This window comes from Vibrio sp. RC2502, assembly GCF_054850435.1.
This window is the reverse complement of record NZ_CM141453.1, coordinates 1,682,845-1,708,084: the sequence shown is the minus strand read 5'-3', so window position 1 is coordinate 1,708,084 and position 25,240 is coordinate 1,682,845. Positions and strand designations below refer to the sequence as shown.

The window sequence follows — 25,240 nt, the reverse complement described above, 5'->3', positions numbered from 1 at the left end:
GAGTTTTTAGAAAACTGAAAACGCCCTAAAAAAACACGTCTGATTTTGACAGCCTGATAAAAACGCACTTCATATAATTCGCTTGTATTGTACGAAAGGAGTGCAAGTGAATGAGCATTATCAATAGTCAGATAGCAACCAACACCAAGTTTGATGCATCGGTCCGAAATGGATTGGAATCGTCTCGTGCGGACAGTGCCGTAAAAGGCAGTTATCGAGGTGAGGCCGTGCGCGTGCACAACGCCACTCAATCGCTTTTTGACGCGATGGAAGAGCTCACATCACTTGGCTCCGAAAAAGCAGAAAAAGATCTCACCAAACGCAAAATAAAAGACGGTGCCGTTCGCGTTAACGAAGCGCACGAGCTGGTATCTGATTACCTCAGAAAGGTGCCCGATCTAGAGAAAAACCAAAAAATCAAAGATCTTGCGGCCAAAATGGCGGGTGGCAACATTTCGACCATCGCTCAGCTTCAAGCGTATTTGAACGGGTTTTCGGAAGAGAAAAGCCACCAATACTTAGCTCTAAAAGCGGTGAAGAAATACTTATCGGCCAATCCGGAAAGCAAACACTTATTGGCGCTGATTGACCAAGCGATCTTGAAAATCGAGCAGAACCCGGATTCTTGGTCGCAGATCGACACCGAAATCCGTGTTTCTCAGTTCGCTGATGAGTTTAGCAAAGAGCAAGAGTTCAGCTCTCTTCACCAATTGCGCGGCTTTTACCGCGATACGGTGCACAGCTATCAAGGGCTTGGCTCTGCATATCAGGATGTTGTCGAGCGTTTTGGTGAGCAAGAAGTCTCAACAGCGGTGGACTTCATGCTGCAAGGCATGAGCGCCGACCTTAGCGTTCAAGGCAGCAACATTGACTCCGTCAAATTGCAGCTGCTGATGTCCGACATGCAAAAACTCAAAACGTTAAACACCTTGCAAGATCAGGTAGGGCGGCTATTTCAAATGTTCAAACCAGAAAGGATGAGTCATGGCTTATCAGGCTTCTGATTTGATGGCAGACGTAATTGCTCTGGTCGAGCAACGTTGGGTCAGCAGTGAAGAGATTTGGAAGATCGCAACATCAATGGAGTTGGTGGCAATAGAACAGAAAATCGATTTTTTTCGAGAGCTGCACAAGTTGATACGACACATCCCCGTTGATGTATTTGCTGACGACGAACAGAGACAAAACCTAATACAAGCCGCACAAAAGGCGCTAGACGAAGCCATTGATTTAGAAGAAGAGGAAGCGTGGGACGATGAGTTGGATTGATGCATCAGTCGATGAGTTTTGCCGAGGAATGGGCTTAGATGCGGTGGATTTTTCTACCGCAGGACGTGTGCAGTTGAGCTTTGAGCAAAGCGGCACATTGCACATAGAAAAACATCATGATCGACTTTTCCTTATGTTGGCGCGTGCGTTGTCGTGGCATCAGTCGAGCGAGCGTATTCAGCATGCGTTGCGTTTGTGCCATGCCGAACAGGGTTGGCCATTTGAAATGAAAACCGGTTTGCTCGACGACGAAACCTTGGTGTTTTCCGCAAAAATTGAAGGCGATAAAGTGACGCTGCCGACACTCGAACAAGCGTTCGCGCTTTTAGTGCGTCTTCACGATGAAGTGGCAAGTTGATGACCCGAGTTAGTACGTTAAATGTCGGCATTGAAGCCTTTACTCACGTTTCCCATGGTGAAGTCGACACGGATTTCCCCAAACGATTTCAGTTATTGCCGGATGGGCAAGCCGTCGCGACTCATTTGGAAAAACTGTATGACCTAAGACCGTCCGATCAATATTTGTTGGCGTTAGCGAAGCCAAAACTGAACCATTGTGAACTGCTTCGTCCAGAAAAGTACCGTCAGCAATTCGACAATACTTTAGCTCGTGTTCAGCAACTCGCACAGGAATCAGGCTCAGCGAACCTTGCTAAAGCCGCCGAAACGCTACAAAGCACACAACTGGACCAGCGTTACCTCACCATGGCGCTCAATCTTCTTATTCAGGTTTAACCCACATGCTAAGCACCAAAGATATTGAGCTGCTGCTGGTTCACGCTGCGCTTCAAGTTCAATACCAACAACCCGATCAAGCCATCGCGATACTGGATGCCGTTTTAGAACTCGAACCAGAACGCGAAGATGCGTTACACACGCTCGCGGTCGCGTGTTTGCAAACTGGCCGTTACACCCGCGCTGTTGCGGTATGTGAAGGCTTACTGAAGTCGCAATCGCAGTCTGTGCAAGCGGCGGGAATTTGGTTTTGCTTGAGCCAAGCGCGCTGGAAACAAAATGACGTCGAGGGTGCACGCCAAGCGCATCGACGCTATCTGCAATCTTTACATAGTGAATCTCATGAATAAGTTGATCGATATTCTAAACAAGGTAGGGCAACGCAAAGACATCATGCTCGCAGTGATGTTGCTGGCGATCGTCTTTATGATGATTTTGCCTTTGCCAACTGCACTAGTGGATGTGCTGATCGGCGCAAACATGAGTATTGCTGTCGTGCTGCTGATGTTGGCGATTTACATCACCACGCCACTGGAGTTTTCGGCGTTTCCGGCAGTATTGCTGATCACGACGTTATTTCGTTTGTCGCTGTCAATCACCACAACACGTTTGATCCTGCTTCAAGGCGATGCGGGTCAAATCGTTTACACCTTTGGTAACTTTGTTGTTGGCGGCAACCTTGTCGTTGGTATCGTGGTCTTCCTGATCATCACTATTGTACAGTTTATGGTGATCACTAAAGGTTCGGAGCGTGTTGCTGAAGTTAGTGCTCGATTCTCTCTTGATGCGATGCCGGGCAAACAGATGAGTATCGACGGTGACATGCGCGCTGGAGTTATCGATGTTCACGAGGCGCGTCATCGCCGTTCTCTGATCGAGAAAGAGAGCCAAATGTACGGCTCGATGGATGGCGCAATGAAGTTTGTAAAAGGCGACTCCATTGCGGGCTTGGTGATCATCATCGTGAACATCTTGGGTGGCGTCACCATTGGCGTCACGCAAAAAGGCATGAGCGCGTCAGAGGCGCTTGAGCTGTTTGCGATTTTGACCGTAGGCGATGGCTTGGTATCGCAGATTCCTGCGCTATTTATCGCGATCACCGCTGGTATTATCGTTACGCGTGTTTCCCACGAAGACTCGGCCGACTTGGGCTCCGACATTGGCGGGCAAGTCACGGCTCAGCCTCGTGCACTGCTGATTGGTGGTGTGCTGCTGGTCTTGTTCGCTCTGATCCCTGGTTTTCCGAAAATTACATTCCTAGTGCTGGCTTTGGTGGTCGGTGGCGGCGGTTTTTACCTCTTCTATCAACAGAAAAAGCAAACCGAATCAGAAAGCAGCGATCTGCCGAGCTTCGTCGCGCAGGGAGCGGGCTCTCCTGCCGCGAAACCCAATAAACCAACACCGTCTCGTGGTAGCAAAGGCAAATTGGGTGAGCAAGAAGAGTTCGCGATGACAGTGCCACTGCTTATCGATCTGGATTCAAGCTTACAAGAAAGCCTAGAAGCCGTCGCACTGAACGACGAACTCGCCAGAGTAAGACGCGCGTTGTATCTCGATCTTGGCGTACCGTTTCCGGGAATTCACTTGCGTTTTAACGACGGGATGAAAAACGGCGAATACTTGATTCAGTTGCAAGAAGTGCCCGTTGCACGTGGTCGCATTGAGAAAGACAAATTGCTGGTCACAGAAGGAAGCGACCAGATTGAATTGCTTGGTGTGCCTTTTGAGCAAGATGACGACTTCCTCCCGGGAGTCTCGAGTCTTTGGGTCGCACAAAGCTATCAAGAGAAGTTGACTGCGAGCCATGTCGGCTTCCTTACACCAGACCGCATTTTGACGTTCCATCTATCACACGTATTGAAAGAGTACGCGCAAGACTTTATTGGGATTCAAGAAACTCGCTACCTACTTGAGCAAATGGAAGGCAGTTATTCTGAGTTGGTGAAAGAGGCGCAGCGCATCGTCCCGCTACAAAAAATGACGGAGATTTTGCAACGTTTGGTATCTGAGGACATTTCGATTCGTAACCTTCGCGTCATTTTGGAGGCCATGGTCGAGTGGGGACAAAAGGAAAAGGATGTCGTCCAGTTGACGGAATACATTCGTTCAAGCTTAAAGCGTTACATCTGTTACAAGTACGCGAGCGGTCAGAACATGCTGCCGGCGTACCTTCTCGATCAGAGCCTCGAAGACACGATTCGCAGCGGTATTCGACAAACCTCGGCGGGCAGCTACTTAGCGCTTGACCCTTCGGTTACACAGCAATTTGTTAGCGACGTAAAACAGACCGTAGGTGATTTAAGCCGTATGCCGAACAAGCCTGTTCTGGTGGTTTCTATGGATGTGCGTCGTTATGTTCGAAAGCTGATTGAATCCGAATATTACGATTTGCCCGTTCTGTCGTTTCAAGAACTCACTCAGCAGATCAACATTCAGCCACTTGGACGGGTAGGGATGTAATGAACGCCGCACTTGTACAATCGTTGGAACAAACGGGGATTCACGTGACGCCGTACTTTTGGCAAAAAAGTGCGATTCAACTTGGTTATCGCATGGAAGTTGATGGCATGGAGCTGGTGTTTCGTGTCGAAGAAGGGGAGATCATTATTGTACTCCTCAAACGTGTGAGTCCGAATTTGGGGTTGAGTAACCCCTTTTCTTGCCTATTTCTTTTGGCTGAGCACGCCATCCCTCTTTTTCCTTCTGATTGGGTTATCCGCGGTAACGTTGATGTGTTGCGTGGTAGCAACATGAGTAGCCAACGCTTGGCTCAATTCTACTTACGCGCCTGTGGCGCTAGCCACGATCAACAAGCCGACTGGTATTTTTTGCGGCTTGCAGACTATCGCCCACTGAAAAAGAGAAAAATGTAAAAACTCTCGACTGTTACTGACAGCGCCAATGAGAAGACACGCTTTAAGATAGGAATCAATATGAAGCAACCCTTTACCCAAGCTATTGAAAATGCAGAGTTAGCCATTCGAAATGCGGATGAAAGAAATGACATTTTTAGTGAGCTATTAGAAGGACTCGGTGTTGGCCCCGTAGCAGGAGAAGTTCTGCTTGGCGGTTTAAACGCCTCGCCGAAGTTAATGCAACACGCAGAGCAAGAACTCATCGAAGAAGTTCAGCGCCGCAGGCAGCAACAGCATCAGTTGCAAGGCGTGCAGGGTAAAAGACGAAAGCGACCAACCATGATGCGCGGTATGGTGATCTAGAGGTTTGGATATGACGATTATGACAACAACGGGCTCAGCAACTGGTGCGGCAACCGCCGCCGCAAGCAGTACGCCACTGCCAACGTTTGGACAAAGCCTAACAGAGCAATTGACCCCAATTTTAGGTGATGCGGAAACTCAGCAGCTTGCTTCACTGATCGCGCATTTGCCAACCATTAAAGGTCAAACTGACGAACAGAGCATCGCACTTTACGTCGATACGCTGACTCAATTGAAAGAGAAAAACAGCGCATTTTCGGGTGCTGCGCTCAGCGAAAGCGCATCTATTTGGATGAAGTCGCTACAAGGCGCGAGTTCAAACGGTGAAGTGGACGCCGCCGAACTTACGACGCAGATGAACAATGCATTGGCAAGTCAGTTCCAAACTTGGTTTGCCGACCAGCTTACGGACAAAGTGGATTCGTCATTGCCGACTCAGTTTGTGAGTCAATTTCAGCTTGGAACCGAAAGCACGCAAGCGCAGCAGATTGCAAAGTTAAGCGCTGAAGAGCTGAAATCAGCGACTGGGGATATTGCCTCATTTGTTGATGATTTGGCGCGTCAAATGAGTTCTAGCGTGGTTCGTGAGAGCGCATCTTCGTTTCTTCGCAATGCGTTTGCTCATTTGCCATCGGTGAATCTGGCCCAGCTCAAAGCATCTGATTTTCTGCTAACTGAAGCGAATTTTGTTACGAACGTCTCGACGCAATTGCAGAACGCTTTTAACCAGATTGGTATCACTTTAACTAAAGATGACGCGGACCAATTAGCGAAAAGAATTACGTGGACGCCAGGCATTTCTAAACAGCAGCTTAGCGAAGCGTTAAGCGAAATGGCGACGCAAGTGAAAGGTCAGTTTACTGCGGCTTACGGTGAAACCGCTGGGACTGAAAATTTACGAAAAGCGTTAGATGCCATCATCAAAAGCTCGGATTCTTTGACGCTTTCAAGCTTGTTTGCGAATTTTGCTGTAAGTCTGATTCACACCGAAATCGATGCTTTTTACAACGATAAAGCGATTGTCGATATCCAAAAAACGCAAATCTCTGCGGATCAGGTTGAGCTGATAAAAAACAATACGGAAAGAGACATCCGTTTCCAGTTTGAAAAAATGCTGAAGGGTGAGTCGACAGGCGCCTCGTTTATCGAACGTTACGAAACATTACGCAAGAACTTAGGTGCGTTGAAAGATCGTCTACTCAACATCACCGAGCAAGAGAAAAAGGATCTTGAGGTTCGAGCTGAGCACTCTTTGACGGCTCGCGATTTGTTGGCTGTCGTTGAATCTAGTATTGGTGACCGTTTTGATGAACAAGTGCTGTTTGCATTAAACGAGCGTCGCGTAAATCGCTTAGAAAAACGTAACGAGCAAAAGGAAGCACTGCAAGATTTAACCGTGCAACTAAAAATCTTTGGTGTTGTTCAGTCGAAAATTCACTCTACGCAGAGTGTCGATGGTACTTACAAACCGGATGACAATGCTTTTAGTGCGAGCGACTTCAACTACAACTCTGTTACCGATTTTCAGAACTCGCCTGAGTATAAATACCTCACCGACAATGGCATTAGCACACACACGGATTTTCTGAAAAAACAGGGTGTAACGGTAGCTGACGGTGCGAGTTTTAAAGACGAAGAAAAAACCAAGAAACTGTCCAACTTTTCCAGTTCGGTCAGCGACAAATCCAAACTACTCAACGACGAAGTTCAAATCAAAACGACAGAGCTAAACGATATCAGCTCGCAATACAACTCGACCGTTGAAGCGATGAACAAGTTTGTTCAGAAGTACCACAGTATTTTACAAGAAATCCTACGAGCCATTTAAGGATAACCAACCATGACTAAAACAAACGCGACCGATCCATCTCAAATGCAAGCAGAAGAGCTGCTGTCTTTTCTGGAAGAGGGAGGCACGTTGAAAATGTTGCACGATGTATCGGCAGATACCATCGAACACATTTACGCGGTCGGCTACAACTTCTTCCAATCAGGAAAGATTGAACAAGCCGCCAAAGTTTTCCAACTGCTTAGCATGCTGGATCATTATCAGGCGCGATTTTTCATTGGCCTTGGTGCTGCTCGTCAGGAACTGGGTGAGTATCTGCAGGCGATTGATGCCTACAGCTACGCAGCGCTCGTGGACATTAACGATCCACGCCCACCTTTCCACTCTGCGGAATGTCACCTGAAATTGGAACAACTGACAGAAGCAGAGAGTGGGTTTTACAGCGCGAAGGAGATGTCTGCCGGTAAATCACAATATGCAGACTTGCATCAACGTGCAGGCATCATGTTAGAAGCGGTGAGAAACAAAAGGAGTAATTAGACTATGAGTTCTATTGCACTTGACCGCACTCAGACGCAGGTTTACATCCCTGAGTCTGGCCAAACTACGTTAGAGAACGTACAGAAAACGGCGTCTACTGCGACGCCTTCTGTAACGGTTGAAAACGTAAAGAGTAGAGATGCTGACACTCTGAACACAGGAAGAGTGAAAGTTCAGCTAGATGCCCCAAATGCAGCCGTGAGCGATAAAGTGACAGACTTGACGCTAAAAGCCATGGCTCAACTGCAAAAGATCGTCGATACCATCGCAAAAGCGCTACATGCTGTTGCCGATCAGACGGGTTCGATCGCAGTTAAAATCATCGCAGGTTCTGCGGACGATTTTGAAGTGGAGCTTGCGGCGATTACAGACAAACTGAAAAGTGCTCAGAACGAGCTGAAAATTCAGGAAGTGAAAGTCGCAAAAGCCAAACATGAACAAGAAATGGCAGAGAACCAAGAGAAAATCAAGGAATCAGAAGCCGCCGCGAAAGAGGCTCAGAAATCGGGCTTAGCGGCGAAGATCTTTGGTTGGATCAGCGCGGTTGTCTCCATTGTGGTAGGTGCCATCATGGTTGCTACTGGCGTTGGTGCGGCAGCTGGCGCGCTTATGATCGCTGGTGGCGTCATGGGTGCAGTCAGCATGGCACTGCAAGAACCAGCCGTTCAAGACGCGCTAAAAGAAGCGGGTGTGAATGTCGATGTGTTGAACAAAGTGGTGATGGCATTAGAAATTGCTGTCGCTGTCATCGGTGCAATCGTGACCTTTGGTGGCGCGGCGGCTGGTGGTATCGCGAAACTTGCCGCGAAAAGTGCCAGCAAAATTGCGCAGAAAGTGACAGATATTGCCACGAAAGCTGCAGCCAATATGGCAAAAGTTGCGGACATGGGTTCTAAAGCTGCGACAACCACAGCCAAAGCGATTCGCTACGGCGCTGAAACGGTTGACCTTACGGTTAACATAGGTAAGGGCGCAACGGACAGCGTTCACGCTGCCAACAATGCGAACGTTACGGAAATACAAGCCGATATCACGGATCTCCGCGCCAAAATGACGTTGAGCCAGGCAGTCATCGATAAGCTAAAAGAAGAAATTGGCAAGTTGATGGAAGATTTCCAAGAGCTGATGAGCATCATCATGCAAATGATTCAGGCGAAAAGTGAAACCATGCAAACGGTGTTAAGCCGTCCTGCAACGGTTTAAGGAGCGGAAGTATGTTGGATAAAATTGGTGGAACGGGTCGCGGTGAACTGTATGGTTTGGACGACACTATCAAAACAACCAAAGCAGAAAAAACACCAGAGACCAAATTGGAAGCGGGTGCAGTAAAAAGCAACGGTGAGTCAAACGTTTCTGGTGCGGGTCGTTATCAATTAGATGGGCCGAAAGCTCCTGCGATCAGTAATCAAGCACAAGTGGTTGCGAACCTGATGGGTGAGCTTGCACCAACGATTGATCTACTGATGAGCACTACCGCGAAAGTGCTGAACGGTGAAGAAGTGATCAAATCACCTTCGGACGCGGTTTCTCAATCGCTGTCTTTGTTGACGCTGCTTTACCAAGTGTCGAAGCTAAGCCGTGAACAGCAAGTGCTTCAACGTGAAATTGCGGTTGAAGCCAACGTTGCGAGTTTGCAAAGCCAAGCGGCAGAGCTGAACAACTCTGCTAGCGCAATGATCGCGATGGCGGTTGTATCTGGTGTGTTAGCGGGTGCTACAGCAATTATCGGTGCGCTTGGTTCGTTCAAAGCGGGTAAAGAAATTAAGACCGAGATGGCAAGCAACAACGTGCTGAAAACGCAAAAGGCGGGCTTCGATCAAGTAGAAGAGTTGATGAACAACGGTAACTTGTCAAAAACTCAGCAAGATCAAGTAAAACGCGCACATTCGCTAGCGAAAGACAGCATTGCAGACACCACGGCTCAGTTGACTAGCGGCGGTCGCAAGTTCGATAAACTGATGAGCTCAAACCAAGCGAAGAACGCGATTCTTCAAGCTCTTGGACAGATGGCAAACTCAGCATCGAACGTTGAACAAACTAAAGCGCAAGCTCGCAGCAAGGACGATGAAGTGCAAGCGACGCGTGCTCAAGCAGCGAAGCAAAAAGCAGATGAGAACATCGGCTTCCAAGAAGGGCTGCTTAAAGAGTTGCGTGAGCTGTTCCGTTCTATCTCTGATAGTCAGAACCAGGCGTGGCGCGCATCTATCCCGACAGTGTAGTTGCGGTTTTATTTTAGTACTGACAAAGCGTTGTTTATACAACGCTTTTTTTGTATTTAAAAGGATAGAATAAAAAATACTCTTTATATATCAGATTATTATGTGGTTTTGTAAATCATTCTCGAATCGGGTGTGAGAAGCAAAGTTCAAGGATGAGAACTCAAACGTTATCAAATTGTTAACGATTGCTATACTTACACCGTCATAAACAAAGGAAAAGGACGTTCAATGTTTAAGTTTAAGCACATCGCGCTAGCTGCGTCACTTGCAGCGTTGACTGCCGGCTATTCTGTTGCCGCCGAAGAGACTTTCGTCACCATAGGTACGGGTGGTGTCACAGGTGTTTACTATCCCACGGGTGGGGCTATCTGTCGCTTGGTAAATAAATCTCGAGCAGAGCACGGCATTCGTTGTTCGGTCGAAAGTACGGGCGGTTCGATATACAACATCAACACCATTCGCGCAGGCGAGTTAGATTTGGGTATTGCGCAATCAGATTGGCAATATCACGCGTATAACGGCACCAGCCAGTTTGCTGAAAATGGTCCGTTTAAAGAGCTGCGCGCGGTATTTTCTGTTCACCCAGAACCGTTTACGGTGGTTGCCCGTCAAGATTCAAATATCAAAACGTTTGATGACTTAAAAGGTAAAAGAGTCAACATTGGTAATCCTGGCTCTGGTCAGCGAGGCACTATGGAAGTGTTGATGAAGGAATATGGTTGGAGCAACGATGACTTCAAACTGGTTTCGGAATTGAAAGCGGCAGAACAATCGAAAGCGCTTTGTGATAATAAAATCGACGCAATGGTTTACACCGTTGGTCACCCAAGTGGTGCGATTAAAGAAGCAACCACTTCGTGCGACAGTAACATCGTGACAGTCGCTGGCCCAAAAGTGGATAAGCTAATCGCCGACAACAGTTTTTACCGCGTTGCTACCGTGCCTGGCGGCATGTATCGCGGCTCGGATAACGATGTGATGACATTCGGTGTTGGTGCGACGTTTGTTTCATCTACTGCCGTACCTGAAGAGGTGGTGTATAACGTCGTGAAGGCCGTGTTTGAAAACTTCGATGATTTCCGTCGTCTTCATCCCGCGTTTGCGAATTTGAAGAAAGAAGAAATGGTGAAAGATGGTTTGTCTGCGCCACTTCATCCCGGTGCGCTTAAATACTACAAAGAAGTTGGGTTGATTAAGTAAGTGGTAGTCCACCTTAAAACGGTTTTCTAAACTCACTTTTTCACGTTATTTAATAAACTTCTTTTTAGAAACCTTTATTGAAAGCCGCAAAAGCGCCATTAAGTTGATGGCGCTTTTTCTGTTTGGGTTAGGCGTAAACGTCAATAAAAAAGTAAATGGTGATGATAATCGAAGAGAGAGCGACAAAGCCTTTAACGTGGCTCGGATTAAGCTGGCGAGACACACGCGCGGCGAGGTAGCCGCCAACTAATGTCCCGACCATTACCACGCTGCCTTTGCTCCAATCGATAGAGCCGTTCGCAACAAAAATGACGATTGCGATGAGAGACACACACGTTGAAACCAGAAGTTTAAGCCCATTCATCAAGTTGATGTCTTGATGGCCCGCCACAACGAGGTAACTCAGAACAATCACACCTAATCCGGCATTAAAAAATCCACCGTATGCTGAAACGCCCACCAACAACAAACTCAATGCGATTAAGCCTAAAACGCCAGCGTGTTTATGTTCTCTGGTGATGGATTTGATGATCATTGTTAACCGCGAACCTGTAAGAAACAAAAGCGTAGCAAACAAAAGTAGCCAAGGAATGGCTTCCAAAAATAGTGACTCTGGCGTGTTGAGAAGAAGATACGCGCCAACTGCGCCACCGACTAAGCTGAATGAAACGGTGAATAGCAGTTCTTGTTTGTTTTTCAAAATTTCTTCCCGAAAACCCACGGCACCGCTTATGTATCCCGCGCACGCGGCGTAAGTGTTGGTGGCGTTAGCCATGATGGGCGGCACTCCAACCGCCATTAGGGCGGGGAAGGTGATAAAACTCCCACCTCCTGCTATCGAATTCATGATTCCACCTACCACGCCTGCAGCAAACAACAGAGCCAATTCCAGCAGCATAAACAGTCCTTGTTATGTTCTTATTGGTTATTAGAGTCTTAGATTTTGAGAACGCATGTTCTAAAGTTTTTATGAGATTTACTTTACATGCTCCAAAACGAAATTGTTCAGTTCCGTTGCGGTTTTGATAACGTGAACCTCTTTCTAGCGAAATTTTATTCTTCGCCGTGATATTAATTCATCATAGCTATATCAAAGAAAGATCGAAGAAAGAAAAAGCCACCGCGAGGGTGGCTTTAGGGGCTATCAAGAAGGAGGAATCGACGATTATTGCTCAACTTTTACAGGTTGCGCTTTAAGCTTTTGAAAAAGCTTCACAAACAGCGGGCTACCCAGCACTAATACTGCCAGCACAGTAAACGTCAACGTAATCGGACGCTCCCACAAGAAGCTCAACTCACCGTCAGAAATCATCAACGCTCGGCGCAAGTTTTCTTCCATCAAGCCGCCGAGGATGAAGCCAAGCAGCAATGGTGCGAGAGGGAAGTTTGCCAGTCTAAGTGCAATGGCAGCCATCGCCACAAGTAGCATCACAAACACATCCATCGTATTGAACGAGACTAAGTACACACCTGTAATTGAGAAGAACAAAATCATAGGTAGAAGCACTGTTCTTGGAACGGCCAGTAGTTTCGAGATGTAAGGAATCAACGGCAAGTTAAGAATCACAAGCACGATGTTACCGAAGTACATTGAGATGATGACTGACCAGAAGACATCCGGGTGTTCAACAAACAGGCGAGGGCCAGGTTGAATGCCGTAGGCGATTAATGCACCAAGCATAATCGCGGTGGTGCCTGAGCCCGGAATACCCAGCGTTAACAATGGAACGAATGAGCCACTTGATGCGGCGTTGTTCGCTGATTCTGGCGCAACCAGACCACGAATGCTGCCTTTTCCGAACTCTTCTTTTTTCTCTTTTGGAGCCAAGTTGCGCTCTAAGCCGTAACTTAGGAATGCCGCGATTGTTGCGCCAGCGCCCGGAAGTACGCCAGTAAAGAAACCTAGGATAGAAGAGCGGATCGATACCGGAGCGACTTCTTTAATTTCCTCTTTGGTGACTTTCATCGAGCCGATGTTGCTCAATTTGTCTTGCTCTTCATCACGAGTATCGTTTGAAGGTTTGAGGATCCCCATTAAGGTTTCGCCCAAAGCAAACGTCGCCATTGCAAGAAGTAGGAAGCTAAAGCCGTCCATCAAATCGGTTAAACCAAAGGTGAAACGCTCGACACCAACGCCTTTATCGATACCGACTGTCGACAGCATCAAGCCAAGAATGGTCATCATCCACGCTTTAATGACCTGACCTTTACCAGCAAAAGCCGCAACGGCAGACAAGCCGAGCAACATCAACGCAAAGTAATCAGAAGATTGAAAGCTTAATGACACGTTAGCCAAGGCTGGCGCAGCCACGAGCAGCATGATGGCCGAAAGCGTGCCGCCAGTAAAAGAGGAGTAAGCGGCTAATGCTAGCGCTTTACCCGCTTGACCTTTTTGCGCCATTGGGTAGCCGTCAAATGCGGTTACGACCGTTGAAGAACAACCCGGTGCGTTGATCAAAATTGAAGAGGTTGAACCACCAAATACGGCGCCGTAGTAAACACCCGCCATCAAGATGAGGCCCGATGAAGGCTCTAAACCATAAGTAATCGGGATCATCAACGCGATGGCCGAAATTGGGCCAAGACCCGGCAGCATGCCGATAAATGTGCCGACGAAGCAGCCAACAATCACCATCATGATGTTCATTGGCATCACCGCGGTGGATAAACCTTGTAGAATTCCATCTAACATAATTCAGTCCTTTCTTTGGCTACCAGATGGTGAAAATCAAACCCGGTTCGAGATAGATATCCAAACCTTGAGTGAGCAATAAATAAAAGGCGATAACGAATGGGAAAGAGGCACCAAACAAAACGGGTTTGCGTCTTTCTCCAAGCAGATAGAAACCCGCAAGCAAAAAGAAACCTGTAGCGAGTACAAAGCCCAAGTAGGTTAGGCCCAAGCCGTAAAGGGCCATCAGCACTAAGAACGAGATCAGTAACTTCCAGTTGAAGGTTAAAACGGCGCCGCTCTTTTTGTCTGGTTGGCCAGTCACAAGAAGCAAGAGAGAAAGCCCGATGCCGATATAAGTCAGAATGGTTGGCAAGGTGCGCGCAGTAAACGGTTCATACTCATCGCCCGGAAACAGTGCGATTTGAGACGTTTGATAACCGTAGCAAAGGCAGAAGAGCAGGAAAATCATGGCGCCAACACGGTCGCGACAGAGTAGATATTCTTTGGTAAAAACGTTGGTTGAACGAGACATATTCAACTCCTAACAAGAATAAAAAAGACCGTATATGAACGTTAATGTGCAAAGTAATCCATTAACAAGTAAGCATTTCGCTGCTAGTCGATATGCTTAACAATCAATAAACAAAGGAGTGTGTATGCCGAGTGTCGACAATGTCCATATACGGTGAAACTTAGAGTGCAAATGCCGTTGGGGCGAATAGCAACTCAGGTTTTACGCTAAGTTGCTATCGGAGGGAGCCCCGGAATAACGGTTATTTCAGGAAGCCTAGCTCACGCATCAGGTCACCCATTTGCTTCTCTTGATCTTCAAGGAACGCGAAGAATGCTTTGTCCGCTTTGTAGTTGTCTATCCAACCGTTGCGGTCACGAACGACTTGCCACTCGTCAGTGCTGTACATCTTAGTGAATGCGGCATTCCATTCGTCGATTTTCTTTTGGCTAACGCCCGGTGCAGCAAAGAATCCACGCCAGTTCGCAAATACCGTTTCGTTGCCGTATTCCGTTAAAGTTGGAATGTTCGGCGCGGCTTCTAGGCGTTTTGGCGCAGTGATAGCAAGTACTTTCACTTGGCCAGATTTGGACATTTCCAGTACTTCACCTAAACCTGTTGAAAGTAATTGAGTTTCGCCAGAAAGCAGGGCTGCCATCGCTTTACCGCCCGCATCATAGCCAATGTAACGGACTTTACGCGCATCAAAGCCTTCGCCTTTAAATGCCGCCGCAATGACAAGGTGATCCATAGAGCCGCGCGCTGAGCCACCAGCAATCTTCACTTTGCGAGGATCGGCTTCAAACGCTTTTACTGCATCTTCCCATGTGTTGTATGGCGAGTCTGCAGAAGCAACAATCGCGCCGTAGTCGGCAACAGTTGCAGCAACAGGCGTTAGGTCACGGAAGGATTGAGGAAAAATACCGCTAAGAGAACGCACAACGATTGGTGTTGAGTTCACCATGAGTGTGTCTTCTTGGCGATCTGCCGTTTCAATTAAGTGAGCGATGGCTTTACCACCGCCGCCACCTGATAGGTTTTGAAACGACACGTTTTCTACGATGTCTGATTTTACTAACACATCACCCGTACCACGGGCGGTCATATCCCAACCGCCGCCAGCGCCACCTGGGATCAAAAAGTGCATTTTTTCAATATCCGCAGCAAAAGCGTTGAATGAGAATGAAGCTGCGATGATTGAAGCGGCGAGCGTTGGTTTGATTACCTTTAACATGTTCACGTTCCTTATGTTGGCGACTCTATTTTTTGATGAGCCTTATTATTTTGCTCCGTCTTAATGCCGTGTAAGCGTTAAGGCTGAACTTTGTGTAAAGGTTAATTAACTGTTAAATGTCTGTCTTTAAAACGGAGATAAAGAGAATATTGAGCATTGCGGCTATTTTGTTCATAAAGTTCACGACGAGAAACAGGGGATAGGTCACGCGGATTTGCTTATCGGTAGGCCATAATAGGGCGACAACAAATGAATAAGGAAAGAGGAATGAAAGGAACATGTTTGTGCGGTGCAATCGAAGTTATCGCAGAACCCAAGAATGAAGTGAGTCTGTGTCACTGCTCAATGTGTCGAAAATGGTCGAGTGGGGCACTTCATGCCGTGCATTGTGGCCCAGAAGTCACATTTAAAGGTGCAGAGCCAAAACGTTATCAGTCTTCAGATTGGGCAGTACGAGGTTTTTGCGGCGAGTGTGGGACGAACTTGTTTTACCATCTCTTGCCAACCAACGAATACATCCTTTCTGCTGGCTTATTCGATAATCCTGATTTTAAGTTGACGCTAGAAATCTTTACTGATGAAAAGCCGGGTTACTACGAGCTCAATCCTCATTCTAAAAAGATGACAGCTCAGGAAGTCTACGACCAATTTGTGCCAAAAGAGTAGCGGTTCTCGATTTTTTTGCTCGGCAATTATACGTCTTTCTTTAATTATCAATAAATTAGAGTGTTTATAGTTGTCGACAATTGTTTCTTTCCATTACAAAAAACCTCTGTAAATCATTAAATCTTCCCAAATTCGTCCATTTCAAACTACGACCTTAGTCTAAATTGTCGACAATTTACTTGATTGTCGACACTTTGATCGTCTATTTTAAATTCAGGTTAAGAAATTGTAGACACTTTGATGTCGATTAAGTGAGTGCCTGAATATGAACTCTGAGTTGAAAGCTCGTTACAAAGTACTGGGTTCTGAGAAAGAACACACCAAGTCCGAAACGCTGACAGAAACACTGATCGAAGTGATCGTAAATGGTGATGTGGAACCGGGTAGCAAAATCTCGGAGCCTGAGCTAGCAAGGAAATACCAAGTCAGCCGTGGCCCGCTACGCGAAGCACTAATGCGTTTGGAAGGGCTTGGATTGATTGAGCGTATTCCTCATGTTGGTGCAAGAGTCACGACCTTCTCTCCAGCCAAGCTGATTGAACTGTATTCGGTGCGCGAAGCTCTGGAAGGCATGGCAGCACGACTTGCAGCACGACACATTACGCAAGAAGAGTTATTAAGCTTGGAAATGCTGTTGTCGACACATTCAAAGCACATCGACCAAGTGGAAGGCGCCTCTTACTTCCATCAGCATGGCGATTTTGATTTTCACTATCGCATCATCCAAGCAAGCCGAAACAGCAAGCTGATTTCTCTGTTGTGCGACGAGCTTTACCACTTGCTGCGCATGTACCGCTATCAGTCACCGCGCGCGCAATCTCGTCCAAATGAAGCGCTGACTGAACATAAATTCATTCTGGAAGCCATTCGCAATCGCGATGAAGAACTTGCAGAAATGTTGATGAGACGACACATCTCAGGAAGTCGAAAGCTCATCCAATCGCAAATTATACATACAGAAAGTTTAGACAAAGACTAGAAGGAATTCGTCATGAGCTTAACACCGGGGGCGAAGTTCAGACTCGCCGTAGAACAAAATAATCCGCTGCAAATTGTCGGCACCATTAACCCGTACTGCGCCATGATGGCGAAGAACTTGGGGCATCAAGCGATTTACTTGTCTGGTGGCGGTATTGCTAACGCTTCATACGGATTGCCTGATCTAGGCATTACAACATTGAACGACGTACTGGTTGACGTTGACCGCATCACCAACGCGTGTGATTTGCCGCTCTTGGTTGACATCGACACCGGTTTTGGCGGCGCATTCAACATCGCTCGCACCATTAAGCAAATGGAAAAGGCGGGTGCGGCAGCGGTGCACATGGAAGACCAAGTTGCACAAAAACGTTGTGGCCACCGCCCAAATAAAGCGATTGTCAGCCAGCAAGAGATGGTTGACCGCGTGAAAGCGGCAGTGGATGCGCGTAATGATGAAAGCTTCGTGATTATGGCTCGTACTGATGCACTAGCGGTTGAAGGTATGGACAGCGCGATTGAACGTGCCATTGCGTGTGTGGAAGCTGGCGCGGACATGATCTTCCCAGAAGCGATGAACAAGCTGGATCAATACCTACAGTTCTCAAATGCGCTAGAGCAAGCAACCGGAAAACATGTGCCTATTCTGGCCAACATTACTGAATTCGGCGCGACGCCACTGTATGGCTGTGACGAATTAGCAAAAGCGAAAGTGGACATGGTGCTTTACCCATTAAGTGCGTTCCGTGCCATGAACAAGGCCGCTGAAACGGTTTACAAACACTTACTAGAAGTGGGTAATCAGGAAGCGCTGGTTGATTCGATGCAAACACGCAAAGAGTTGTATCAACACCTGAACTACCACGACTACGAAGACAAACTTGACCAGCTATTCTCTGAAGGGAAATAGCGGGAAAAGAAAAGATAGACGGAAGCCCAAGAAAAGATAATCGGAATTTATCTAATCCAATAACGTGAAATTCGTCTGGCTAAAAACGCTCCGAAAGAGGGCAAAGCCAGACAGAAAAGGAGTTCAAACAATGCCTCAAACTGTAGCAAAGAAAGCAGAGTTAGGTGGCGCTGGCCTGCGTGGTCAAAGCGCTGGAAGCACAGCTTTATGTACTGTCGGTAAAACGGGGACCGGTCTGACTTATCGCGGTTACGATATTACTGACCTTGCCAATAATGCTCAATTTGAAGAAGTTGCACATCTTCTGTTACGCGGTCACTTGCCGAACCAACAAGAACTTGATGCGTACAAGACACACCTACTGAGCCTTCGCGGTTTGCCGACCGAGCTAAAGCAAGCTTTAGAACTGATCCCAGCAAGCGCGCACCCAATGGACGTAATGCGTACGGGTTGTTCTGTATTGGGTAACTTAGAGCAGGAAATGAGCTTTGATGAGCAACTGCAAGCAACAGAGCGCATGTTAGCCTTGTTCCCAGCCATCATCTGTTACTGGTACCGTTTTAGTCACGATGGCGTTCGTATCGACACAGAAGATCAAACCGAAGACTGCATCGGCGGTTATTTCTTGCGATTACTTACAGATAAAGAGCCATCAGCGCTACACAAGCAAGTGATGCACTGTTCATTAATTCTTTACGCAGAGCATGAGTTTAACGCATCAACCTTCGCAGCACGCGTTTGTGCATCAACATTGTCAGACATTCATTCTTGTATCACGGCTGCAATCGGTACGCTTCGTGGCCCTCTTCACGGCGGTGCAAACGAAGCAGCGATGGAGATGATTGAAGACTGGCAGACGCCGGATGAAGCCGAAGCTAACATCATGCAAATGCTGGCGAATAAAGACAAGATCATGGGCTTTGGTCATGCGATTTATCGAGAAAGCGACCCTCGCAACGCACTGATCAAACGTTGGTCTGAGGAATTGTCGAAGCATGTGGGTGACACGCATTTATACGCAGTATCTGAGCGTGTTGAATCGGTGATGAAGCGTGAGAAAGGCTTGTTCTGTAATGCGGACTTCTTCCATGCATCGGCGTACCACTTTATGGACATTCCGACCAAGCTGTTCACACCGATTTTCGTGATGAGCCGTTTAACTGGTTGGGCTGCACACGTGTACGAGCAACGCGCGAACAACCGCATTATTCGCCCAAGCGCAGATTACACAGGTCCAGATCATCAAGAGTGGGTGCCTATTGAGAATCGCTAGCGCGAAAGCCAGTCAAAGTCATTACATGCTTTGATTGGTTTATCTCCTCCTTCTTCTGTTTTCACTCTCTCTTGGCAGAAGAAGGAGGACTTCTCGTCACAAACATTACTAGAGCGACTACATCTCAAAAAGTTCTCCAATCAAGTTCTCCAAACTGCTTTGCTAGAGTAGCGTTTCTAGAGTGATGGGGAGAAGGCCAAGATGTACAGATTGAATGGAAGCAAACCATGAGCACAAATATTAATACCCAATTCCGTAAGTCGCTTCCGGGGACTCAACTTGATTACTTTGATGCCCGCGAAGCCGTAAACTCTATCTCTCCTGGAGCCTATGAAACGCTCCCTTACACCTCTCGCGTTCTTGCCGAACAGCTCGTACGCCGCTGCGATCCAAGCGTATTAACAGACAGCCTGAAGCAGCTCATCGAACGCAAACGTGATCTTGATTTTCCATGGTATCCAGCACGTGTTGTTTGTCATGACATTCTAGGTCAGACAGCGCTTGTTGACTTAGCCGGTTTACGTGATGCGATTGCCGATCAGGGCGGTGACCCGTCTAAAGTGAATCCAGTGGTTGAAACCCAGCTTATCGTTGACCACTCGCTTGCGGTAGAACACGCAGGTTTTGATCCAGAAGCATTCGAGAAAAACCGTGCGATTGAAGAGCGCCGCAACGAAGACCGATTCCACTTTATAGAGTGGTGTAAAACGGCTTTTGAAAACGTCAGCGTGATTCCTGCGGGTAACGGCATCATGCACCAAATCAACCTGGAGAAAATGTCTCCGGTTGTACAGGCGAAGCAGGGTATTGCTTACCCAGATACTTGCGTTGGTACCGATAGTCATACGCCTCATGTCGATGCACTTGGCGTTATAGCAATTGGCGTTGGTGGTCTGGAAGCTGAAACCGTGATGCTTGGCCGCCCGTCAATGATGCGTTTGCCAGACATCGTGGGTGTGAAACTGACTGGTAAACGTCAGCCGGGTATTACCGCAACGGATATTGTTCTGGCGATTACCGAGTTCTTACGTAATGAGCGTGTTGTTTCTTCATATCTTGAATTCTTTGGTGAGGGCGCTCGTGACCTAACAATTGGTGACCGTGCAACCATCTCCAATATGACACCAGAATACGGTGCAACAGCGGGTATGTTCTACATCGATGAGCAGACCATCAACTACCTGAAACTAACCGGTCGTGACGAACAACAAGTCGACTTAGTTGAGAAATACGCAAAACAAACCGGCCTTTGGGCAGACGATCTTGATACAGCGGTTTACGAGCGCGTACTTGAGTTCGATTTGTCATCCGTAAGCCGTAACATGGCTGGTCCTTCAAACCCGCACCGCCGTTTGCCTACTTCTGAGCTGGCACAACGTGGCATTTCTGGTACATGGGAAGAGAAAGAGGGCGAGTTGCCAGATGGCGCGGTGATCATCGCTGCTATCACATCCTGTACGAACACCAGTAACCCACGAAACGTTGTTGCTGCTGGCCTTGTCGCGAAGAAAGCCAACGAACTTGGCCTTGTACGTAAACCTTGGGTGAAGTCATCATTTGCTCCGGGTTCTAAAGTTGCACGCTTGTACCTGGAAGAAGCGGGCTTATTACCTGAGTTAGAGAAGCTTGGGTTTGGTATTGTCGGTTACGCATGTACCACTTGTAACGGTATGAGTGGCGCGTTGGAGCCGAAAATCCAACAAGAGATCATTGACCGCGACCTGTACGCGACAGCTGTACTATCTGGTAACCGCAACTTCGATGGCCGAATCCATCCTTATGCGAAACAAGCTTTCTTGGCTTCACCACCATTGGTTGTCGCTTATGCGCTAGCGGGTACGATTCGTTTTGACATCGAGCGTGATGCGCTTGGCACCGACCAGAACGGCAAAGAAATTTACCTCAATGATTTGTGGCCAAGTGATGAAGAGATCGATGCTGTTGTAGGCAAACACGTTAAGCCAGAGCAGTTTAATCAAGTTTATATTCAGATGTTTAAGCTCGATGATGCCGAGAAAAGTGCTAACTCGCTTTACGATTGGCGTCCGATGAGTACCTACATTCGCCGTCCTCCTTACTGGGAAGGTGCGTTGGCCGGAGAAAGAACGCTGTCTGGCATGCGTCCGTTAGCAGTTCTGGGCGACAACATCACAACAGACCACTTATCACCATCCAACGCAATCATGGCGAGCAGTGCGGCGGGTGAATACCTTGCCAAAATGGGCGTACCGGAAGAGGACTTCAACTCTTATGCGACTCACCGTGGCGATCACTTAACGGCGCAACGTGCGACCTTTGCTAACCCGAAACTATTTAACGAAATGGTGAAAGAGAACGGCGAAGTGGTTCAGGGTTCTCTGGCGCGAATCGAGCCAGAAGGTCAGGTTGTACGCATGTGGGAAGCGATTGAAACCTACATGAACCGCAAACAGCCACTGATTGTTGTCGCGGGTGCAGATTATGGTCAGGGCTCGTCTCGCGACTGGGCAGCAAAAGGCGTTCGATTAGCTGGTGTAGAAGCCATCGTTGCAGAAGGTTTTGAGCGAATTCACCGTACTAACTTGGTTGGCATGGGCGTGCTACCACTGCAATTTAAGCCGGGTGTTAATCGCAATACATTAGAACTGGATGGTACTGAACTGTATGACGTGGTGGGTGAAATTAAGCCGGGTGCAGATTTAGCCTTGGTTATTACACGTAGCAACGGTGAGAAAGTCGATGTTCCGGTTACCTGTCGCTTAGATACCGCTGACGAAGTGCACGTGTATAACGCTGGTGGTGTTTTACAACGCTTTGCTCAAGATTTCCTGGCGCAATAGGAGTAATTATGGAAAACAGTACTCCTAACAAAATGAGCCAAATCAAAGTGCCAGCGACGTACATGCGTGGCGGCACAAGTAAAGGTGTCTTTTTCAATCTTGATGATTTGCCGCAAGAGGCGCAAGTGGCAGGTGAAGCGCGTGACAAACTGTTGTTGCGTGTTATCGGCAGCCCAGATCCTTACGCTAAACAAATCGACGGAATGGGCGGCGCGACGTCAAGTACAAGTAAAACGGTGATCGTTTCTCGTAGTAGTCGAGACGATCACGATGTTGACTACTTGTTCGGACAAGTATCGATTGATAAGCCATTCGTCGATTGGAGTGGGAACTGCGGTAACTTGTCTGCCGCAATTGGGCCTTTTGCTATCCATGCCGGCCTGATCCCGCAAGATCGACTTCCAGAAAATGGAATTGTGACCGTGCGTGTCTGGCAGGTGAACATCAGCAAAACTATCTTGGTTCATGTGCCGATTGTGAACGGATTTGTGCAAGAGACCGGAGAATTTGAACTTGATGGCGTGACGTTCCCGGCCGCTGAGATTCAAGTGGACTTTGTTGACCCGGCAGATGGGGAAGGCAGCATGTTCCCAACTGGCAACTTAGTCGATGATTTGGTGGTGCCTGATGTGGGGACGTTTAACGCTACCTTCATCAACGCGGGTATTCCAACCATCTTTATTGATGCTGAGTCTATTGGATATCAGGGCACGGAGCTGCAAGATCAAATCAACAACGATGACGCAGCGTTAGCGATGTTTGAATCCATCCGTGCTCATGGCGCATTAAAAATGGGGCTGATTTCTGAACTTGAAGAAGCTCAAACACGCCAGCACACACCAAAGGTTGCGTTTGTATCCAAACCGAAAAGTTACCAGTCCTCAAGCGGTAAAGCGGTAAACGAGTCGGAAATAGATGTGTTGGTTCGCGCGTTGTCGATGGGCAAACTTCACCACGCAATGATGGGAACCGCAGCCGTTGCGATTGCTTCGGCGGCGTGTGTACCGGGAACGTTAGTCAATCTGGCAGCTGGTGGCGGCGAAAAAGAGTCAGTGACTTTTGGTCATCCGTCAGGGACGCTAAAAGTCGGAGCACAAGCGAAGCAAACCGAACAAGGCTGGGTGGTACAAAAAGCCATCATGAGCCGAAGTGCGAGAATACTAATGGAGGGATTTGTGCGTGTACCCTCTGATGTCTTTGAGTGAAAAGAACGGTCTTTGAATAGAACGAGAGCAATGTCAGGACATACTGGAGGAAGCAATATGTCTTCATACGAAAAAGAATATTTATGGGCGAAAAACGAACCGGAGAGTTTTTGGCGCGCTCAAGCGGAGAATATCGACTGGTTTGAATCTCCTAAAACCATCTTGAAATCTGATGAGAACGGCATCGAACGTTGGTTCCCAGATGGGGTGATGAATACGTCTTGGTTGGCACTGGATTACCATTGCGAACAAGGACGTGGTGATAATACTGCGCTAATTTATGACTCACCAGTAACGGGAAATAAAAAGACTTACACTTACCGAGAGCTACGCGATCAAGTTGCGAAAATTGCCGGTATGCTTTCTGCCCAAGGCGTTGAAAAAGGCGACCGAGTTGTTGTTTACATGCCGATGATCCCAGAAGCGGCAATGGCAATGCTTGCTTGTGCACGTTTGGGTGCGATTCACTCAGTTGTGTTTGGTGGTTTTGCGCCTAATGAGCTGGCGGTACGTATTGAAGATGCAGAGCCTAAAGTTATTATGACGGCATCGTGTGGCATTGAAATCAGCAAAATCATTCCGTATAAACCTTTGGTTGACAAAGCGATCATGGACAGTCGTTGGAAGCCAGAGAAAGTGTTTGTTTTCCAGCGTCCAGAATGTGAAGCCGAGCTAAACCAAGAGAGAGATCTGGATTGGCAGCAAGAGTACAGCAAAGCACTGCCTCATGCTTGTGTTCCTGTATTAGCAACAGACCCACTGTATATCCTTTACACCTCGGGTACGACAGGTAAACCAAAAGGCGTAGTGCGTGATAACGGTGGTCATGCCGTGGCACTGAAGTACTCAATGAGTGCAATCTACAACATCCCGAAAGGTGGTGTTTTCTGGGCGGCATCCGACGTGGGCTGGGTAGTTGGTCACTCGTATATTGTTTACGCGCCATTAATTCACGGTTGCACCACAATACTATTTGAAGGTAAGCCAGTCAGAACTCCGAATCCGGGAGCATTCTGGCGCGTGTGTGACGAGTATAAAGTGGATGCTTTATTCTCGGCGCCTACCGCTTTCCGTGCGATTAAGAAAGAAGACCCAGAAGGCGAGTTCTTAAAGCAGTATGATCTGTCAAACCTGAAAACCATCTTTATGGCTGGTGAGCGTTTAGACCCTCCTACGCTGGAATGGGTACAAAGTAAAACGGACAAACCAGTTATCGATCACTGGTGGCAAACAGAGACAGGTTGGGCGATTGCGGGGAACCCAACGGGCATTGAAATGATGCCAGTAAAAGCGGGTTCTTCAACTAAGCCTATTCCGGGTTATCAAGTAGAAATCCTCGATGAGCTGGGTGAACCAGTAAAACCTAATCAACAAGGTTTCGTTGCGCTAAAACGTCCGTTACCGCCAAGCTGCTTACCAACCGTGTGGCGAAACCATGATCGTTTTGAAACGGGCTACCTAAGCCAATTCCCGGGTTACTATGTTTCTGGCGATGGCGGCTACCTTGATGAAGATGGTTACTTGTTCATCATGGGACGAATCGATGACGTGATTAACGTGGCTGGCCACCGTCTGTCTACTGGTGAAATGGAAGAAATTGTTGGTGGTCACCCAGCCATTGCAGAATGTGCGGTTGTTGGCATTCACGATGATCTGAAAGGGCAACTACCACTTGGTTTCGTTGTGCTGAAAGATGGCGTGAAGGTTGATGAGTTAGCGCTAGAAGGCGAACTTGTGGGCAAGGTGAGAAATGAGATTGGCGCGGTTGCATGCTTCAAACACGCACTGGTTGTAGATCGCTTACCGAAAACACGCTCGGGTAAAATTCTGCGTCGAACCATCCGCCAAATTGCTGATGGTGAACAATACACCGTGCCATCGACGATTGATGATCCAACGAGCCTGAATGAAATAGAGCGAGTATTACGACGCTAACAATTTATCGTCGTACTCAAATGAAACCCTGATCCTCGAACTCCGTAGTTTGGTTCTGCCTCTGT

At 47.7% G+C, this 25,240-nt stretch carries 24 protein-coding genes; 20 read left to right on the top strand and 4 right to left on the bottom strand.

Annotation, left to right across the window (positions count from 1 at the left end; genetic code table 11):
- Nucleotides 1-110 precede the first annotated feature (110 nt).
- The 13 genes from vopN to ACYJZR_RS08030 all read left to right on the top strand — a co-directional run bounded on the left by vopN (nucleotide 111) and on the right by ACYJZR_RS08030 (nucleotide 10,970).
- Nucleotides 111-1,004 carry a SctW family type III secretion system gatekeeper subunit VopN gene (gene vopN, locus ACYJZR_RS08090; protein ID WP_025520603.1) on the top strand — a complete coding sequence of 298 codons (894 nt, stop codon included), beginning with the start codon at nucleotides 111-113 and terminating at the stop codon, nucleotides 1,002-1,004.
- A complete protein-coding gene (locus ACYJZR_RS08085; RefSeq protein ID WP_005464474.1) occupies nucleotides 985-1,269 on the top strand; it encodes a TyeA family type III secretion system gatekeeper subunit in 285 nt (94 codons plus the stop codon). Before vopN ends, ACYJZR_RS08085 begins: the two co-directional genes overlap by 20 nt.
- On the top strand, nucleotides 1,256-1,627 hold the full coding sequence (sycN, locus tag ACYJZR_RS08080) for a type III secretion chaperone SycN (RefSeq protein ID WP_025526654.1): 372 nt from the start codon (nucleotides 1,256-1,258) through the stop codon (nucleotides 1,625-1,627). Before ACYJZR_RS08085 ends, sycN begins: the two co-directional genes overlap by 14 nt.
- Nucleotides 1,627-2,004 (top strand): type III secretion system protein VscX, encoded by a 378-nt coding sequence (vscX, locus tag ACYJZR_RS08075; protein ID WP_005464441.1) that lies wholly within the window; start codon nucleotides 1,627-1,629, stop codon nucleotides 2,002-2,004. The genes sycN and vscX overlap by 1 nt, the downstream gene beginning before the upstream one ends.
- Nucleotides 2,005-2,009: 5 nt before the next feature.
- Nucleotides 2,010-2,354, top strand: coding sequence for a type III secretion system chaperone VscY (gene vscY / locus ACYJZR_RS08070; RefSeq protein WP_005464454.1), 345 nt, complete (start codon nucleotides 2,010-2,012; stop codon nucleotides 2,352-2,354).
- Nucleotides 2,338-4,464: a SctV family type III secretion system export apparatus subunit VcrD gene (gene vcrD, locus ACYJZR_RS08065; protein WP_011105897.1), complete on the top strand. Its 2,127-nt coding sequence runs from the start codon at nucleotides 2,338-2,340 to the stop codon at nucleotides 4,462-4,464. Before vscY ends, vcrD begins: the two co-directional genes overlap by 17 nt.
- Nucleotides 4,464-4,877: an LcrR family type III secretion system chaperone VcrR gene (gene vcrR, locus ACYJZR_RS08060; RefSeq protein ID WP_015296792.1), complete on the top strand. Its 414-nt coding sequence runs from the start codon at nucleotides 4,464-4,466 to the stop codon at nucleotides 4,875-4,877. Before vcrD ends, vcrR begins: the two co-directional genes overlap by 1 nt.
- Nucleotides 4,878-4,937: 60 nt before the next feature.
- Entirely contained in the window at nucleotides 4,938-5,222 is a 285-nt protein-coding gene (vcrG, locus tag ACYJZR_RS08055) for an LcrG family type III secretion system chaperone VcrG (protein WP_005464408.1), read from the top strand.
- A 4-nt stretch (nucleotides 5,223-5,226) separates the two neighbouring features.
- The gene (vcrV, locus tag ACYJZR_RS08050) at nucleotides 5,227-7,050 is read left to right on the top strand and encodes a type III secretion system needle tip protein VcrV (RefSeq protein ID WP_406965109.1); all 1,824 of its coding nucleotides are present in this window, start codon (nucleotides 5,227-5,229) and stop codon (nucleotides 7,048-7,050) included.
- 12 nt (nucleotides 7,051-7,062) lie between these two features.
- The gene (gene vcrH / locus ACYJZR_RS08045) at nucleotides 7,063-7,551 is read left to right on the top strand and encodes a SycD/LcrH family type III secretion system chaperone VcrH (protein ID WP_005464462.1); all 489 of its coding nucleotides are present in this window, start codon (nucleotides 7,063-7,065) and stop codon (nucleotides 7,549-7,551) included.
- Between the two features lie 3 nt (nucleotides 7,552-7,554).
- Complete coding sequence (gene vopB / locus ACYJZR_RS08040) at nucleotides 7,555-8,754, top strand: type III secretion system translocon subunit VopB (protein ID WP_005464635.1); 1,200 nt, start codon at nucleotides 7,555-7,557, stop codon at nucleotides 8,752-8,754.
- A gap of 11 nt (nucleotides 8,755-8,765) precedes the next feature.
- Complete coding sequence (gene vopD / locus ACYJZR_RS08035) at nucleotides 8,766-9,770, top strand: type III secretion system translocon subunit VopD (protein ID WP_023585678.1); 1,005 nt, start codon at nucleotides 8,766-8,768, stop codon at nucleotides 9,768-9,770.
- A gap of 228 nt (nucleotides 9,771-9,998) precedes the next feature.
- Nucleotides 9,999-10,970, top strand: coding sequence for a TAXI family TRAP transporter solute-binding subunit (locus ACYJZR_RS08030; protein ID WP_005464586.1), 972 nt, complete (start codon nucleotides 9,999-10,001; stop codon nucleotides 10,968-10,970).
- 127 nt (nucleotides 10,971-11,097) lie between these two features.
- Here the strand turns inward: ACYJZR_RS08030 and ACYJZR_RS08025 are convergent, their stop codons facing one another.
- The 4 genes from ACYJZR_RS08025 to ACYJZR_RS08010 form a co-directional block, all read right to left on the bottom strand.
- Nucleotides 11,098-11,868 (bottom strand): sulfite exporter TauE/SafE family protein, encoded by a 771-nt coding sequence (locus ACYJZR_RS08025; RefSeq protein ID WP_025562302.1) that lies wholly within the window; start codon nucleotides 11,866-11,868, stop codon nucleotides 11,098-11,100.
- Between the two features lie 267 nt (nucleotides 11,869-12,135).
- On the bottom strand, nucleotides 12,136-13,662 hold the full coding sequence (locus tag ACYJZR_RS08020; protein ID WP_005464542.1) for a tripartite tricarboxylate transporter permease: 1,527 nt from the start codon (nucleotides 13,660-13,662) through the stop codon (nucleotides 12,136-12,138).
- A gap of 19 nt (nucleotides 13,663-13,681) precedes the next feature.
- Nucleotides 13,682-14,176: a tripartite tricarboxylate transporter TctB family protein gene (locus ACYJZR_RS08015; protein ID WP_015296786.1), complete on the bottom strand. Its 495-nt coding sequence runs from the start codon at nucleotides 14,174-14,176 to the stop codon at nucleotides 13,682-13,684.
- 241 nt (nucleotides 14,177-14,417) lie between these two features.
- Entirely contained in the window at nucleotides 14,418-15,389 is a 972-nt protein-coding gene (locus tag ACYJZR_RS08010; RefSeq protein WP_140147579.1) for a tripartite tricarboxylate transporter substrate binding protein, read from the bottom strand.
- Between the two features lie 267 nt (nucleotides 15,390-15,656).
- On the opposite strand from ACYJZR_RS08010, the gene ACYJZR_RS08005 reads away from it, so the two are divergent.
- The 7 genes from ACYJZR_RS08005 to ACYJZR_RS07975 all read left to right on the top strand — a co-directional run bounded on the left by ACYJZR_RS08005 (nucleotide 15,657) and on the right by ACYJZR_RS07975 (nucleotide 25,175).
- The gene (locus ACYJZR_RS08005) at nucleotides 15,657-16,055 is read left to right on the top strand and encodes a GFA family protein (RefSeq protein WP_005477765.1); all 399 of its coding nucleotides are present in this window, start codon (nucleotides 15,657-15,659) and stop codon (nucleotides 16,053-16,055) included.
- 265 nt (nucleotides 16,056-16,320) lie between these two features.
- Nucleotides 16,321-17,034, top strand: coding sequence for a GntR family transcriptional regulator (locus tag ACYJZR_RS08000; protein ID WP_005464619.1), 714 nt, complete (start codon nucleotides 16,321-16,323; stop codon nucleotides 17,032-17,034).
- A gap of 12 nt (nucleotides 17,035-17,046) precedes the next feature.
- Entirely contained in the window at nucleotides 17,047-17,943 is an 897-nt protein-coding gene (prpB, locus tag ACYJZR_RS07995) for a methylisocitrate lyase (RefSeq protein ID WP_005464610.1), read from the top strand.
- A 130-nt stretch (nucleotides 17,944-18,073) separates the two neighbouring features.
- Nucleotides 18,074-19,216, top strand: coding sequence for a bifunctional 2-methylcitrate synthase/citrate synthase (gene prpC, locus ACYJZR_RS07990; RefSeq protein WP_005500536.1), 1,143 nt, complete (start codon nucleotides 18,074-18,076; stop codon nucleotides 19,214-19,216).
- 227 nt (nucleotides 19,217-19,443) lie between these two features.
- Nucleotides 19,444-22,035: a Fe/S-dependent 2-methylisocitrate dehydratase AcnD gene (acnD, locus tag ACYJZR_RS07985; RefSeq protein WP_406965118.1), complete on the top strand. Its 2,592-nt coding sequence runs from the start codon at nucleotides 19,444-19,446 to the stop codon at nucleotides 22,033-22,035.
- 8 nt (nucleotides 22,036-22,043) lie between these two features.
- Nucleotides 22,044-23,240 (top strand): 2-methylaconitate cis-trans isomerase PrpF, encoded by a 1,197-nt coding sequence (prpF, locus tag ACYJZR_RS07980; RefSeq protein WP_031781538.1) that lies wholly within the window; start codon nucleotides 22,044-22,046, stop codon nucleotides 23,238-23,240.
- 57 nt (nucleotides 23,241-23,297) lie between these two features.
- Nucleotides 23,298-25,175: a propionyl-CoA synthetase gene (locus ACYJZR_RS07975; RefSeq protein ID WP_021448576.1), complete on the top strand. Its 1,878-nt coding sequence runs from the start codon at nucleotides 23,298-23,300 to the stop codon at nucleotides 25,173-25,175.
- Nucleotides 25,176-25,240 lie beyond the last annotated feature (65 nt).

What these genes read in the sequence shown, in the direction of transcription:
- vopN (WP_025520603.1), top strand. Translation starts at nt 111, where the DNA reads ATGAGCATTATCAATAGTCAGATAGCAACCAACACCAAGTTTGATGCA.
- ACYJZR_RS08085 (WP_005464474.1), top strand. Translation starts at nt 985, where the DNA reads ATGGCTTATCAGGCTTCTGATTTGATGGCAGACGTAATTGCTCTGGTC.
- sycN (WP_025526654.1), top strand. Translation starts at nt 1,256, where the DNA reads ATGAGTTGGATTGATGCATCAGTCGATGAGTTTTGCCGAGGAATGGGC.
- vscX (WP_005464441.1), top strand. Translation starts at nt 1,627, where the DNA reads ATGACCCGAGTTAGTACGTTAAATGTCGGCATTGAAGCCTTTACTCAC.
- vscY (WP_005464454.1), top strand. Translation starts at nt 2,010, where the DNA reads ATGCTAAGCACCAAAGATATTGAGCTGCTGCTGGTTCACGCTGCGCTT.
- vcrR (WP_015296792.1), top strand. Translation starts at nt 4,464, where the DNA reads ATGAACGCCGCACTTGTACAATCGTTGGAACAAACGGGGATTCACGTG.
- vcrG (WP_005464408.1), top strand. Translation starts at nt 4,938, where the DNA reads ATGAAGCAACCCTTTACCCAAGCTATTGAAAATGCAGAGTTAGCCATT.
- vcrH (WP_005464462.1), top strand. Translation starts at nt 7,063, where the DNA reads ATGACTAAAACAAACGCGACCGATCCATCTCAAATGCAAGCAGAAGAG.
- vopB (WP_005464635.1), top strand. Translation starts at nt 7,555, where the DNA reads ATGAGTTCTATTGCACTTGACCGCACTCAGACGCAGGTTTACATCCCT.
- vopD (WP_023585678.1), top strand. Translation starts at nt 8,766, where the DNA reads ATGTTGGATAAAATTGGTGGAACGGGTCGCGGTGAACTGTATGGTTTG.
- ACYJZR_RS08030 (WP_005464586.1), top strand. Translation starts at nt 9,999, where the DNA reads ATGTTTAAGTTTAAGCACATCGCGCTAGCTGCGTCACTTGCAGCGTTG.
- ACYJZR_RS08025 (WP_025562302.1), bottom strand. Translation starts at nt 11,868, where the DNA reads ATGCTGCTGGAATTGGCTCTGTTGTTTGCTGCAGGCGTGGTAGGTGGA.
- ACYJZR_RS08020 (WP_005464542.1), bottom strand. Translation starts at nt 13,662, where the DNA reads ATGTTAGATGGAATTCTACAAGGTTTATCCACCGCGGTGATGCCAATG.
- ACYJZR_RS08015 (WP_015296786.1), bottom strand. Translation starts at nt 14,176, where the DNA reads ATGTCTCGTTCAACCAACGTTTTTACCAAAGAATATCTACTCTGTCGC.
- ACYJZR_RS08010 (WP_140147579.1), bottom strand. Translation starts at nt 15,389, where the DNA reads ATGTTAAAGGTAATCAAACCAACGCTCGCCGCTTCAATCATCGCAGCT.
- ACYJZR_RS08005 (WP_005477765.1), top strand. Translation starts at nt 15,657, where the DNA reads ATGAAAGGAACATGTTTGTGCGGTGCAATCGAAGTTATCGCAGAACCC.
- ACYJZR_RS08000 (WP_005464619.1), top strand. Translation starts at nt 16,321, where the DNA reads ATGAACTCTGAGTTGAAAGCTCGTTACAAAGTACTGGGTTCTGAGAAA.
- prpB (WP_005464610.1), top strand. Translation starts at nt 17,047, where the DNA reads ATGAGCTTAACACCGGGGGCGAAGTTCAGACTCGCCGTAGAACAAAAT.
- prpC (WP_005500536.1), top strand. Translation starts at nt 18,074, where the DNA reads ATGCCTCAAACTGTAGCAAAGAAAGCAGAGTTAGGTGGCGCTGGCCTG.
- acnD (WP_406965118.1), top strand. Translation starts at nt 19,444, where the DNA reads ATGAGCACAAATATTAATACCCAATTCCGTAAGTCGCTTCCGGGGACT.
- prpF (WP_031781538.1), top strand. Translation starts at nt 22,044, where the DNA reads ATGGAAAACAGTACTCCTAACAAAATGAGCCAAATCAAAGTGCCAGCG.
- ACYJZR_RS07975 (WP_021448576.1), top strand. Translation starts at nt 23,298, where the DNA reads ATGTCTTCATACGAAAAAGAATATTTATGGGCGAAAAACGAACCGGAG.